This is a genomic window from Gillisia limnaea DSM 15749 (genome assembly GCF_000243235.1).
GTDB lineage: Bacteria > Bacteroidota > Bacteroidia > Flavobacteriales > Flavobacteriaceae > Gillisia > Gillisia limnaea.
Genome location: NZ_JH594605.1, coordinates 372,125 through 386,618 on the forward strand (window position 1 = coordinate 372,125; position 14,494 = coordinate 386,618).

The following is a 14,494-nucleotide window of genomic DNA, read 5'->3' on the forward strand; positions in this document are numbered from 1 at the left end:
GATTAGTTGCCGGAAACCTGAGCTCCTGTCAACAAGTTAAAAAATAAGCTATAAAAATAATAAATTAAATACTAAGAACCATCCCAATCCCATTTTGACCCAGAAATATTAATTTTTTTTTTTGATATCCCGGATTAGCGTTTGTATTCTTTTTATTGTGGCAATTGGAGCAACACTGCTTAGTTATATTAAAATCTTCATAGATGAAGGCTTCAATCAAAAAAAATAACTTATTTTTCAATCCTTAAAATCATCTTAAACGTACTTATGAAATTTTTATCCCTCCTAATTTTCAGTATAGCATCCATTGGTCTTTATGCCCAAAAAATAGAACTCCCGGTAGATACTATGGTTGTTACAAATCATTCGGTTACCATCAATGGAAAAAACATCAATTACACAGCACAAACCGGGACTCAACCTGTTTGGGATGAAGCCGGAAAACCAGTGGCGAGTTTATTTTACACATACTATAAGCGCAGCGATATCAAAAACACAGAAAACCGTCCTCTGGTAATTTCTTTTAATGGAGGGCCTGGATCGGCTTCTGTTTGGATGCATATTGCCTACACAGGCCCCCGGGTTTTAAAGATCGATGATGAAGGTTTCCCTGTGCAACCCTATGGTTTAAAGGAAAATCCCTATTCTATTTTGGATGTAGCGGATATTGTTTATGTAAATCCTGTAAATACAGGATATTCCAGATTGATAGAAAAGGAAGATGAAAAAGCGGATAGAAAAGATTTCTTTGGAGTCCAGGCAGATATTAAATACCTGGCCGGATGGTTAAACACCTTTGTAACCCGGAAAAACAGATGGTTATCCCCAAAATATTTAATTGGTGAAAGTTATGGAACCACCAGAGTGTCAGGTTTAGCACTGGAATTGCAAAACAGCCAGTGGATGTATTTAAATGGAGTGATCCTGGTTTCCCCTACCGAAATGGGAGTTAACCGGGAAGGTCCTGTAGAAATCGCGAACAGGCTTCCTTATTTTGCTGCCGCTGCATGGTATCATAAAAAATTACCTTCGGCTTTGCAAAATAAGGACCTGGAAGAATTACTAGCTGAAGCTGAAGAATTTACCATTAATACAGTATTACCTGCTTTAATTAAAGGTGGATTTACTTCAGAAGAAAAAAAGCAGGAGATCGCTTCAAAAATGGCTTATTACTCTGGCATAGAGGAAAAAGTTTTCCTGCAAAACAATCTTGATGTTCCATTCCGGTATTTCTGGAAAGAACTGATGAGGGAAAGCGGTGGTTATACCATAGGACGTCTTGATTCCAGATACCTGGGGATAGATGCGAAAGTCGCCGGAGATTCCCCAGATTATAATGCTGAACTCACTTCCTGGCTGCATTCCTTCACCCCTGCCATCAATTATTACCTACAGGAAGAATTGAAGTTTAAAACCGATATTAAATACAATATGTTCGGACCAGTTCATCCCTGGGATAGAAGCGGTGACAACACCGGTGAAAATCTAAGGCAGGCTATGGCTCAAAACCCAAATTTAGATGTATTGGTACAATCCGGTTATTTTGACGGCGCTACCACCTATTTTAATGCAAAATATACCATGTGGCAACTGGATCCCAGTGGTAAAATGCGGGATAGATTGAGTTTTAAAGGCTACAGGAGTGGACATATGATGTACTTAAGAAGTGAAGATCTTAAAAATGCCAATGAGGATATACGGGACTTTATAGAAAATTCTCTTCCCAAAGCAGGGGATTCAGCTAAATATTAAATAATTTCAGTTTCCTGAATAAATAAAACCCTGCAGGTTAAGTAGCCAGCAGGGTTTTATATTTTAACTTAATAAGTAGGCTTTCAGTTCCTCATAGGTTTTAATTTCAAAAGACTTTTTCTCTTCTTTCATTTGTGAACGAATCACGGCAGGAATCTCTATTTTTTCCTGAATAGCTGCTTCTACCGTGTCCAGAAATTTAACCGGGTGAGCAGTTTCCAAAAAAGTACCGTGAAATCCATTATTTTCCTTTAAAAAGGACTTTAATCCCAAATATCCCACGGCACCATGGGGATCCATGACATAGCCGGTTTTTTTAAACATTTCTGCGATTGCCTCACTGGTAGCAGTATCATCAAAACTATAACCGGATAAAACCTCCTGTAGATTCCCGAATTTATTCTGAAAAAGCTCCAGTATCCTTACAAAATTACTTGGATTTCCAACATCCATGGCATTGGACAGGGTTTGAATACTGGATCTGGGTTCAAATTTTTCTGTTTGAAGAAAGCGTTCTACTACATTATTTACATTATTGGCTGCAATGAAATGATCTATTGGAAGCCCCATTTCCCTCGCTAAAAGTCCGGCACAAATATTTCCGAAATTCCCACTTGGGACAGAAAACACCAGTTTTTCATCTTTTTCCATCAATTGCTGATATGCCAAAAAGTAGTAAAACATCTGCGGTAACCAACGGGCTACATTTATGGAATTTGCCGAAGTCAACCTTCTTTTTTCCTGAATTTCCTCATCTAAAAATGCCAGTTTTACCATCTCCTGGCAATCATCAAAAACCCCGTCCACTTCGAGAGCGGTAATATTCCTGCCTAAGGTAGTGAGCTGTTTTTCCTGGATTAGACTTACTTTCCCTTTAGGATAAAGGATCACTACCTCTATCCCTTCAACATCAAAAAATCCATTGGCTACAGCTCCTCCTGTATCTCCGGAGGTAGCAACCAATACGGTGATCTTCCCCAAATTATCCCTTTTTATGAAATAACCAAGACATCCGGCCATAAACCGGGCGCCCACATCCTTAAAAGCCAACGTAGGCCCGTGAAATAACTCCAGAACACTTGTGTCTTCTGTAAGTTCTACCACCGGAAATTCAAAATCCAACGTGGTGTCTATGATCTGTTTTAATTCAGCTTCCGGGATCTCATCTCCCACATATCCTTTAATCACTTCAAACGCAATCTCATATTTTGACTTAGATTTAAAGTTTTCAAAGAAAGATGGTGGAAGCTTATTTATTTCCTGCGGAAAGTACAAACCTCTGTCCGGAGCCAGACCTTTCAGGACGGCATTTTCAAAATTTGAATTCTGACTTTTATCGTTTAAACTGAAATAGTTCATCTGTTTATTTTATTGTTTTAGAGGACACCCGAGCTATCGGGAGCAACATCCTTATAAACATTCCCTGTGTGAGAAAATATTCCAATGGATGTTTATCAAATTATTTTTATTCCTGTTGTGTTTATCTTTGAAAGATGAAGATCAAAATCGATTGCCTTCTGCTGGTAAAATTCCTGAAGGCCGATTTTTACTTTTTCAGCCGATTCCTCGCCCCTGCACATGGCATAAACCGAAGGTCCAGATCCGGAAATCCCGAAGCCCAATGCTCCCTTCTCCAGTGCGATTTGTTTTAATTCGTGAAAAAACGGGATTAGAATAGATCTCACTGGTTCAACGATTTCATCTACCAAACTCCGACCAAAAAGATCGTAATCCTTTTCATATAGAGCACTTACCAAAGCACCTAAATTCCCCCACTGACTAATAGCACTTTTAAGGGAAACTTGTTGCCTTATCACGGCTCTTGAATCTTTGGTCTTAAGTTCAATTAACGGATGCAGCACAACCACCCGCAATTCCGGAAGGCTTGGTAAGCTCAAAACTTCCAGAGGCTCATAACTTTTAACAAGGGTAAAACCACCCAGCAATGCAGGAGCTACATTATCCGCATGTGGATTTCCACTTGCCAGCCGTTCCCCTTCCATTGCAAAAGGGATTAGCTGGTGTGGGGTAAAGGGTTCATCCAGCAACTTGTTAATCGCAAACACAACTCCTGCAGAGCTTGCAGCACTGCTGCCAATACCACTTCCTGCCTTGATATTCTTGGTGATCTCAATATCGAAACCCTGACTGCTTTTTAATTGCTGAAGTAAAGCCATTGCAGAAACCCCGGCCACATTCATTTCTGTTTCCATTGGAAGCTCCTGCCCAAGAATCTTTGTTATCCTTATCGTATTCAGTTCGTTTTTCCGAATGATCATTTCATCTCCTACATTCTCCAGACAACAACCCAAAACATCAAAACCACAGGATAGGTTAGCCACCGTTGCAGGGGCAAATATTTTTAGTTCTTCCATCCCTATTTTTTTCCAATTCTTATGATGTCTGCAAATATCCCCGAAGCGGTAACATCTGCCCCGGCTCCGGCTCCTTTTACAATAAGCGGTTGAACACTATACCTATCAGTGAAAAACAGGACAATATTATCGCTGCCGTTCAAATTATAGAATGGATGCTCTGGCCCCACCTGCTGCAATCCAACTTTTGCTTTCCCATTTTCAAGTTGGGCCACATATTTTAACTGGGCCTTATTTTGCGCTGCACTTTGATACAATTCCCTGAACTGGTATTCATCTTTCTCAAGGAAATCAAAAAATTCCTCGTTGGTTTTTGTATTGAGACTTTCTTCAGAAAGGAAATTATCCTTCTCAATTTCATCCAGTTCCATCTCTAATCCGCTCACTCTGGAAAGGATCAAAATTTTTCGGGCCACATCGATTCCACTTAGATCAATTTTTGGGTCCGGCTCGGTATAGCCTTCCTTCATGGCCTCTTCCACTATTTTATAGAAAGGTTCTTCTCCCTTATAATTATTGAATACAAAGTTAAGACTTCCCGAAAGCACAGCCTGTATTTTTTGGATTCTGTCCCCGGAATCCACAAGGTTTTTCAAGGTGTCAATTATAGGCAAGCCTGCTCCCACGTTGGTTTCGTATAAAAATGTAGCACCGTATTCCCTGGAAAGATCAATCAATTTCTCATAGTTTGAAAAATCATCAGCACAGGCAATTTTGTTACAGGTAACTACAGAAATAGAATTTGCCAGATAATTTTTATACGTAGATGCAATTACTGGACTTGCCGTATTATCTACAAAAATGCTATTTCGAAAATTCAACTCCTTTACCTTTTCAAAAAATGCATCCTGACTTGTTTCCTCCCCTTGCTCTAAAAGGTTCTTCCAGTTTTCCAGGTCTATCCCGTTTTCATCAAAGATCATTTTCCGGGAATTTGAAAGTCCAAGGATTCTTACTTTTAAACGGAGTTTCTCCAGCAGGTAAATTTCCTGCCGTTTCAATTGTTCAATTAATTTTCCACCTACATTCCCCACCCCGGTGATAAAAAGGTTGAGTTCTTTTGATGGAACCTCAAAAAAGGTTTCATGAAGTGTATTCAGTGCTTTTGTAACATCCTTCTTAGCGATCACGGCAGAAATATTTCTTTCTGAAGATCCCTGTGCAATTGCCCTTATGTTGATGTTGTTGTTCCCCAACGCACTAAAAAGTTTTCCGCTTAAGCCGTGATGACTCTTCATCCGGTCTCCTACCAGGGCTATAATTGCCACATCATCTTCAATTTGGATAGGGTTTATCCTTTTGTTCCGGATCTCCGCTTCAAAGGCTTCATCCAATGCCAATTTTGCAGCCGGAGCCTCGTCATCTTTCACGGCGATGCAAATACTGTGTTCAGAAGAGGCTTGTGTTATTAAAACCACATTGATATTTTCCTGGTGCATAACTTCAAAAAATCTTTTTGAGAACCCCGGGATGCCAATCATTCCGCTACCCTCAATATTTACAAGACTTATATTGTCAATATGAGTAATTCCGGTAACCCATCTAAAATTATGTTTTCCAGATTTTGAGATCAGAGTTCCTTCCTCCTCAGGGCTGAAGGTGTTTTTTACTAGAATTTCTATTTGCTTTTCCAGCAGTGGCTGCAGCGTTGGTGGATAAATTACTTTAGCTCCAAAATGAGATAATTCCATAGCTTCCTCATAAGACACATTTTTAAGAGGATATGCCTGCGGAACGATCCGTGGGTTTGCAGTGTACATTCCGTTAACATCGGTATAAATGTATAGACGGGGAACATTAAGAGCTGCAGCGAGAATAGCAGCAGTAAAATCGGATCCTCCGCGTCCTAAAGTACTGGGTACTCCCTCATCATTTTTGGCAATAAATCCCGGAACCACATATAATTTCGATCGGTTGTCAGCAAAGAAACTTTCTATATTTTTATTGGTTTTGGGATAGTTAACCTGGATCTTATCATTGGTGTTCTTACAAACGATCAATTCCCTTGAATCTACCGATAAAGCGGCTATTCCCAGGCTTTTAAAATACTCGGCGATAATTAGGGAAGAAAGGATCTCTCCAAATCCCGCGACCATATTTCTGGTCCTGTTGGAAAGCTCATTTAAGAGATAAACCCCTTCATATAAAGTTTCAAGACGATTAAATTCCGTTTTAATCCTACTCAAAATTCCGCTTTGTGCATTCACGGGAATCAATTCTTTAATAGCTTCCAAATGTCTTGTTTCATTTTTCTGAAGAATTTCCTTGTAGCTAAGATCTTCCCTGGAAGCCATAAGGGCCATTAAGATAAGGTCATCTGTTACACCGCCAAAAGCAGAAAATACCGTGATGGTAGTATCGTCTTTTAAGTGTTTTTGAATACAGGCTGCTACTAATTTTATTCTTTCCGGAGTGGCTACAGAAGAACCACCAAATTTTAAAATATTCATGCGAATGTTGTTAAATGTTAAAAAAAAGAAATGGAAATCCATTAAAGTAATTGCGGGACGGAGAAACTATAGCTTTTTACCCCAAAGGGGTAATAGTAGTGAAGGTAGAAATAGACATGCCCATAACAGCCACCGGAGAGATGCTTATGTTATAATATGTAATTTCCTTAAGTGGCATAGGTTTTAATCTGAAGCTAAAAGTATACAAATTAATAGAAGAAAAAAATAAATAGATGAAAAAATGGAATAAAAACATTAGTGTCCGGTTAAGATATAAGACCGCTGCGCTTTGAGAAAAAAGAACAGAGACTTGATTTTAACTCAATTACAACCAGTTTAAGTTATTTGACAAACGCTCTTATTACGACGAAATAGGTGCAAATCCGAAAAGCAGGTTATCTAAGTTTAAAAGTCTTACAAGCACCTGCTATTTCTAGCACTGCAACTGAAATTTTTACCGGACAACAATGGACCAAAATGAAAAACCTATCCATTTTTAACAATGGATAGGTTTTTCATTTAAATTATTATTACAGGCCTTTGCGCTTGTTATGCATAAATATCAAACCTGGCTAAATTCTTCAACCTTGCCTAAAGGGAATAATTTAAAATTCAAAGACTTGAAGAAGTCCCCTTCCGGGGATTTAGGGGCCTTTTTCTATTCCTGAATTATTTAAGATGTAACCGGTTTAACTCCAAGTTGTTTGAGGATTCCCAATTCATCTGAACTACCATATCGCTCAACAAGTTTTCCGTTTTCAAAACGTCCTATCTGAACTCCGCGGGCACTAAAGGTCTTCCCGGTAGGAGAAACTCCCATAAAATCTCCTTTATGTGTTCCGCTGATGGTATAAGCAAGAGCTACATTTTCTTGATCTGTGACCATATGTTCTACTTCTACATTTAGATCAGGAAAAGCATTTCTCATCATTGTGAAAAAGTCTATAAATCCTTGTGGTCCGGGTCCCTGCATTGGAGCAGGATCATGATCCTTTACATTTTCTGCAACCAGCTCACGAATCATTTCAAGATTCCCTGTATTAATAGCTTCACCAAATTTCTTCTGTGCATCTACATTCTTTTCTTTGCCCATCATCTTTAATTTTTAGTTAATATATTAACTTTTTTATTTTAATACTTTAAAATTACAATCCACTTATATAACTCCCGTAAAGATCCTTAAACTGAACTCCTCCTGCAGACCGGTATTTATTTAATTTTTTATGCTCTACAAGTCCCCACAATAAAAATTCCTTCAAAAAATAGCTGTCTTCTTTAGAAACATCAGATTGATATTTCTTAATCAGGTCATTTAACGGAGGCACAGAATCCAGTTTCTTTTTGTATTCTTTTTCGGTAAGATCATCTAATAGTTCAAAACCGCTTTCGGCAAAGAACCATTCCACCAAATCGTTGTAGGGATTATCTTCACTGGATTTTTCCAGTTTTTCAATCTTTGGAAAATAATTCGTGAAGAGGGTTTTAACAGCGTCTCCAATTAATTGCTCTGCAACAAATGCGCTTCCCTCCTGTTCGCCTTCATAAACCAGCTCGATTTTACCGGTTATCGCCGGTATTACGCCCAGAAAATCTCCAAACCTCAACAAGGTTTTTTCCTCTTTGTTCTTAACAGCCCTTCTTTCTGCCGTGCTCAAAAGGTTTTCAAATGCTGAAATACTCAACCTGGCACTTATTCCGCTTCGGGAATCGATGAACTCGTTATCCCGTGCTTCAAAACTTATTTGCTCCAGAAGATCCTTCGCAAGATCCGGAACATGGATCATTTCAGTTTGCCGACTGTCCAGTCTGGCTTCCTGCTGAGTAATGGTTTTTGCGATTTCTATGGTATGCGGATAATGGGTTAATATTTGCGACCCTATCCGGTCCTTTAACGGAGTTACAATACTTCCTCTATTGGTATAATCCTCTGGATTTGCAGTAAATACAAATTGCATATCCAGGGGCAATCTCAATTTAAAACCTCGTATTTGTATATCCCCTTCCTGCAGGATATTAAAAAGTGCCACCTGAATTCGTGCCTGAAGATCGGGAAGTTCATTGATCACAAAAATGCTCCTGTTGGCTCGTGGTATCATTCCAAAGTGGATCACACGGTCATCGGCATAGCTCAGTTTTAAATTGGCAGCTTTTATAGGATCTACATCCCCAATAATATCTGCGACAGTTACATCTGGCGTGGCCAGCTTTTCAAAAAATCGCTCTTCCCTATGAACCCAGGCAATAGGCGTTTTATCGCCCTTTTCTTCCATTAAGGATTTTGCATACCTGGAAATTGGATGAAAAGGATCGTCATTAATCTCCGATCCCTCAACGATAGGCATCCATTCATCCAATAAATTCACCATCAAACGGGCCAATCTTGTTTTTGCCTGACCTCTTAAACCTAGTAAATTAATATTATGTTTAGATAGAATTGCCCGCTCCAGTTCCGGAATTACTGAATTTTCATACCCATGAATTCCTTCAAATGCAGGGTCGTCATTCCTTATTTTTTCAAGTAAATTCTGCCTTAATTCTTCTTTTATACTTCTACTTCTATAGCCTGATTTTTTCAGCGCTTCAAAGGTTTTTATATTTTCTGTTTTCATTTTATATTATTTTTTTAGCGGAAATATCTAATATCCATAGAACCCTCTTTTTGTTGGAATACATGGTTTTAAAAAGGATATTTTATCTCTAATTTATAAATTTTCATTTTCGGTATTTCCGAAGGTTTACTTTATTTTGAATACTAAACAGCTGGTCCTACTGCTTTATTGATTTAAAGTTGCAGCATTAGAGCTGCTATTCCTTTAGGTTTTATATCAATCCTGAATTATTACCTTATCCTTTAATTCTTCTCTTTCTATTGCTTTCATAATCTTCAAAGATCATTTCACCCAATCCCTTTAATCCGGTGAAAAAAGCTTTTCCCTGATTTGCCTGCGTAAATTCACGAACAAATCGTTCCAGATAAGGATCCTGTGCGATCATAAACGTCGTTATAGGAATATGGAGCTTTCTGGCCTTTTGTGCCATATTATAACATTTATCGATAATGTATGGATCAAGCCCTACACTGTTTTTATAATAGGTTCCATCCCGCTCTCTTATGCAGCTGGGTTTTCCGTCTGTAATCATAAAGATTTGTTTGTTGGTATTTCGTTTTCTTCGAAGCAGGTCCATAGCCAGTTCCAATCCTGCCACCGTATTTGTGTGGTAGGGCCCAACTGTAAGATAGGGCAAATCGCCAATGGAAATCGCCCAGGCATCATTTCCAAAAACAAGGATATCCAACGTGTCTTTGGGATATCGAGTAGTGATAAGTTCTGCCAGCGCCATCGCAACTTTCTTAGCCGGAGTGATCCTGTCTTCTCCATAAAGGATCATGCTATGACTTATATCTATCATTAACACTGTACTCATTTGAGATTTATGATGGGTTTCCTCCACCACCAGGTCATCTTCAGTCATTTTAAAATCTCCCGGACCATGATTGATTTGGGCATTTTTTAAACTCTCGGTCATGGAAATTTTATCCAGGGAATCCCCATAATGGAATTCCTTGAATTCCCCGGTATGTTCATCTCCCAGTCCCTGCTGTTTTGTGCTGTGATTTCCGGATTTGCTGCGTTTTAATTTTCCGAAGATTTGATTTAAGGCTTGTTGACGAATCGCTCTTTCGGTTTTTGCAGTAATCGCCATTCCACCCTTTCCATTGGGATCAATTTCCTCACGGATGTATCCCTTTTTCTTCAAATCTTCAATAAAATCATCTATGGTATAATACTTATCTGTGAGTTTGTACTCAACATCAAGCTGACGCAACCAATCTATCGCTTCATCAAAATCTCCTGAAGTATGGGTGATCAATTCTTTAAAAATTTCAAAAAGCTTTTCAAAAGGTGATTTTTCGGGCTCTTCAAATTTCTTGAATACAAAACCTTTTCTTATGGTAGCATCCTTCTTCTTCATTTGTAGGTTTATTTATTTAGGACTCTCAGGAAATAAAAAAATTCCATGTATAGTTGGTTGCAATAACTTCAGAAATAATTTTATTTCGTAGTAAGAACACCTGGCGTATATTAAATCTATAAAGTTAAAACAATTAAACGCAACCTAAAAAATGATCTTTATAAACACAGACTAAATATTTGTTAATAAAATGCTGCGGATTAATGTTTGCCAGAAATCAAATTTATGATGTAATTTTACAGTTAACAGCAGTTTGATGAATATTCCGGAAATAATAATTACCTTTTTTAGTTTATTGATGTTGATACCAACTCTGGCCTCGCTTACCAAGTTTGATCAATGGTGGATTAGGGGATTTGATTTCCCCCGACTTCAAATAAGTTTCCTTATTCTTCTTATGATCTCCCTCTCGCTAATATTTTATACGTTTGGGGCAGTCTATCATTATATAATAGTGATTTTATTGCTTTCAAGTTTCATCTATCAGGCAGTAAAAATATTTCCATATACAATTCTTTCAAAAAAAGTAGTACTTAAATTCAAAGGGAGTGATCCTAGAGGGGTGATCTCAATTTTAATAAGCAATGTGTTAACCACAAATAAGAGATCGGATAAATTACTTGATCTTGTTCAAGCTAATAAACCCGATATACTATTAACATTGGAAAGCGACCAGCGTTGGGAAAATGAACTTTCAGTTATTGAAGATGAATATATTTATACTGTGAAAATTCCGATGGATAATTTCTATGGAATGCACCTTTATTCAAAATTAAAGCTGGAGCATATAGAAATAAAATATCTCATTAGCGATGAGATTCCGTCAATTCATGGATATGTACGGTTGCGAAATGGGGAAAGGATAAAGTTCCACTGTTTACATCCTAAACCTCCAAGTCCAAGTGAAGATGATACTTCGACAAACCGGGATGCCGAGCTATTACTGGTAGGAAGAGAAATTAATACAGAGAAGGATTCCATCCTGGTATTTGGAGATCTAAACGATGTGGCCTGGTCCAGGACAACTAAATTATTCCAAAAATTAAGCGGCTTACTGGACCCAAGGATAGGAAGAGGATTTTACAATACTTTTCACGTGGATTATGCTCTTTTACGCTGGCCGTTAGACCATGTTTTTCACACAAAAGATTTCACCTTAATAGAAATTAAGCGTTTAAAAAGTATTAATTCTGATCATTTCCCTATGTATATTAAACTAAATTATGAGCCAAAGGGAAGATCTTTTCAGGAAGAACCCGAAAAAGCAGATGGAGATGAAAAAGAATGGGCAAACGAAAAGATAGAAAATGGAAGTCCCCAGGAAACCGATTTATAATTAATCCAAAAGATATGGCTTTAGTTCAGGATGCTCTTTTATTTTTATACAATTATCGACAGAAATTGGTTTTTCTATAAAACTAATAACATTTTTATAATTTTTCGCCTTTTCCTTGTCGTAATTATCTATTGAAGAAGTTACCATAAACACAAAAACTTTTTCCGAAATTTCCATTTCCCTTATAACATCTAAAACATCCCATCCATTCATCCCGGGCATGTTGATATCCAGCAAAATCAAAAATATATCCCCGGATTTCTGAATTTTCAAAAAATCAATTGCTTTCCTGGCATCCTGAAAAGAGATTGGGGCATCTGTAATCCCATATTTTTTAAGCATCTTTTCCTGAATAAAAAGCACAATGGAATCATCATCAATTATCAATACTTTTAACATTCCGGAAAGTTTTGTGTTACCTGTTCGGTTTGATTTGTGATCTTGCGAATAATTCCATCTAGTTCTGTAGCAGAATGCAGGATATGTTTCAATAATTCTTCCTGGTTTACAATATCATCGTGAGTTTGCATTAAATCTATAATTCCCATTATTCTTGCAAGCGGAGCGCGAACCACATGGGATTGCGTCCAGGCAATGTCCTTTAGGCGCTCATTGTGATCTTCAATGGTTTGTATATGATTTTGTATCTCTGTAATATCCTGCATAGAGCCAATTATTCGCAAAGGATTACCCTTTGAATCTTTCACCAAAAAACTCCTGTCTAAAACATAACGGTAGCTGCCATCGGCACAACGAAACCTATATTCAATTTGCAAGGTAGATTTGTTGAACTTATAAACTTCATCTGTGTTTTTATAGAGCCGTTCCCTGTCTTCCGGATGGATCCTTTCCCTCCACCATGCTCTCCCTACTTTAATTTCGGCAATTTTGTAACCAAACATGGTAAAAATCCCTTCGTTAAATTTTAAGATATCCTTTTGTACATCGTAATCTGAAATGGTATCACTGGTGGCCTTTGCAACTATATCATAGCGTTGCAAACTATCCATGAGTTTTCGCTCCTGATTCACAAATTCAGTAACATCCCGGGAATTAGCTACCAAGCCGTTAACGGCAGGATCCATTATAAGATTTGTAAAAACGGTTTCAATCCACCTCCATTCATTTGAGGAAGTTTTAATACGATAAGAAGGAATCTGGATTCGCTTATTATTTTTAAGCTTTAAAATATTTTTCTTAACCTGGTTTATATCTTCCCGATGGATAAGATCGAAGAAATTCATTTCAAGCATTTGATCTGCAGGAATGCCCATCACCAGATCGGAAGAGGGACTCACATGAGAAAAATTTCCATTAAAATCCAGTATCATTACGAGATCTGAAGCTTCCTGGACCAAAGCTTTAAATCGTTTATCACTCCTCGCTAGTTGATCTTCCGCTTTTATTCTGGCTGTTACATTATTCACTAAAGTTACACGTGCCTCATGCCCATCAAAGCTTATTGGATTGCTTTGTATTTCCAGATGCATAATTTCCCCATCCTTTTTTTTATGGGAAATACTAAAACCAAAAAAATCATGACGTTTTCTTTGAACAAATATCTCAATTTTTGGCTCAGGATTAACCCAAAGGTCCCTAACAGTAAAATTCATAAATTCTTCCCGTGTATACTGGTATAATTCTAAAGCAGCATCATTCACACTTAAAAATTTGAGGCTATTTCTATCTAAAACCCACATAGGCATAGGGCTGTGGTTAAACAGGGCTTTGTAATTCTTCTCAGATTCTGAAAGCTGTTTTTGGGATTTTTTGCGTTCGATACTATAAAATATACTTTTTGAAAGTTGAGAAACATTGAGTTCATCTTTCAGTAGATAATCTGAAATCCCTAAAGACAAGGTTTTAACACCAAAGTCTCTATCCCCAAAACCGGTAAGTACAATTACAGCACATCTGTTTGAAAATTCAACAACATCTTTAACTAAAATCTCCCTATCATCAACATCTGGCAGGGAGAGATCAAGTAAGATAGCATCCAGCTCAATATCGGATTTTAAAATAGTTTTGGCTTCCTCAAAAGTGCAGGCCCGTTTAATATCCACATCCGATTGAATTTCATTTAAATAGTCCTCTATTAGAATGAAATCCCCTAGATGGTCTTCAATTACCAAAATTTTTAAAACAGGGGGAATGTAGGACATAGAGCGACTTAATCTTTTTTAGGTAATTGAACAACCGAAATCCAAAAATCTTCAATGGAGGAAACAACTTTTAAAAAATCGTTGGCATCCACGGGTTTGGTAATATAACAGTTGGCATAATTTTTATAGGAATTCATCACGTCCTCCTGAGAAGAAGAAGTACTAAGAATAATGACCGGGAGATGCCTAAGGTGGTCTATAGTTTTAATTTTTGTTAAAACCTCATGACCATTCATTTTTGGTAAATTTATATCTAGTAAGATCAAATCCGGAGTTATTGCATCCTTATAATCACCTTTTTTCTCCAGAAACTCCAAAGCTTCCATTCCATCTTTGACCACTGAAATTCTATTGGCTATTTTACCCTCCTTAAGGGCTTCAGTAGTTAATACGATATCTCCTTCATTATCTTCTACTAATAGAATATCAATTAATTTCATAGGT

General features: G+C 37.6%; 11 protein-coding genes. 2 read left to right on the forward strand and 9 right to left on the reverse strand.

Translation table 11 applies throughout. The annotated features are described in order from the left end of the window. The first annotated feature begins 267 nt into the window (after positions 1-267). Positions 268-1,752: a S10 family peptidase gene (locus tag GILLI_RS01730; protein WP_006987396.1), complete on the forward strand. Its 1,485-nt coding sequence runs from the start codon at positions 268-270 to the stop codon at positions 1,750-1,752. A 63-nt stretch (positions 1,753-1,815) separates the two neighbouring features. On the opposite strand, the gene thrC is transcribed toward GILLI_RS01730, so the two are convergent. The 6 genes from thrC to GILLI_RS01760 all read right to left on the reverse strand — a co-directional run bounded on the left by thrC (position 1,816) and on the right by GILLI_RS01760 (position 10,552). Next, entirely contained in the window at positions 1,816-3,111 is a 1,296-nt protein-coding gene (thrC, locus tag GILLI_RS01735; RefSeq protein WP_006987397.1) for a threonine synthase, read from the reverse strand. Positions 3,112-3,206: 95 nt separating this feature from the next. Next, positions 3,207-4,127 (reverse strand): homoserine kinase, encoded by a 921-nt coding sequence (locus GILLI_RS01740; protein WP_006987398.1) that lies wholly within the window; start codon positions 4,125-4,127, stop codon positions 3,207-3,209. A gap of 2 nt (positions 4,128-4,129) precedes the next feature. Continuing rightward, positions 4,130-6,577 carry a bifunctional aspartate kinase/homoserine dehydrogenase I gene (gene thrA / locus GILLI_RS01745; RefSeq protein WP_006987399.1) on the reverse strand — a complete coding sequence of 816 codons (2,448 nt, stop codon included), beginning with the start codon at positions 6,575-6,577 and terminating at the stop codon, positions 4,130-4,132. 673 nt (positions 6,578-7,250) lie between these two features. Continuing rightward, positions 7,251-7,673 carry an ester cyclase gene (locus GILLI_RS01750; RefSeq protein WP_006987400.1) on the reverse strand — a complete coding sequence of 141 codons (423 nt, stop codon included), beginning with the start codon at positions 7,671-7,673 and terminating at the stop codon, positions 7,251-7,253. Between the two features lie 49 nt (positions 7,674-7,722). Then, positions 7,723-9,186, reverse strand: coding sequence for a hypothetical protein (locus tag GILLI_RS01755; RefSeq protein WP_006987401.1), 1,464 nt, complete (start codon positions 9,184-9,186; stop codon positions 7,723-7,725). Between the two features lie 235 nt (positions 9,187-9,421). Then, positions 9,422-10,552, reverse strand: coding sequence for a vWA domain-containing protein (locus GILLI_RS01760; protein ID WP_006987402.1), 1,131 nt, complete (start codon positions 10,550-10,552; stop codon positions 9,422-9,424). Positions 10,553-10,808: 256 nt separating this feature from the next. On the opposite strand from GILLI_RS01760, the gene GILLI_RS01765 reads away from it, so the two are divergent. Further along, complete coding sequence (locus GILLI_RS01765) at positions 10,809-11,888, forward strand: endonuclease/exonuclease/phosphatase family protein (RefSeq protein ID WP_006987403.1); 1,080 nt, start codon at positions 10,809-10,811, stop codon at positions 11,886-11,888. Here GILLI_RS01765 and GILLI_RS01770 read toward each other — a convergent pair whose 3' ends face one another. The 3 genes from GILLI_RS01770 to GILLI_RS01780 are packed head-to-tail and all read right to left on the reverse strand — an operon-like array spanning position 11,889 to position 14,490. Then, positions 11,889-12,287, reverse strand: coding sequence for a response regulator (locus GILLI_RS01770; protein WP_006987404.1), 399 nt, complete (start codon positions 12,285-12,287; stop codon positions 11,889-11,891). After that, a complete protein-coding gene (locus tag GILLI_RS17560; RefSeq protein ID WP_006987405.1) occupies positions 12,281-14,050 on the reverse strand; it encodes a PAS domain S-box protein in 1,770 nt (589 codons plus the stop codon). Before GILLI_RS17560 ends, GILLI_RS01770 begins: the two co-directional genes overlap by 7 nt. Positions 14,051-14,058: 8 nt before the next feature. Beyond that, positions 14,059-14,490: a response regulator gene (locus GILLI_RS01780; protein WP_006987406.1), complete on the reverse strand. Its 432-nt coding sequence runs from the start codon at positions 14,488-14,490 to the stop codon at positions 14,059-14,061. Positions 14,491-14,494: the final 4 nt, after the last annotated feature.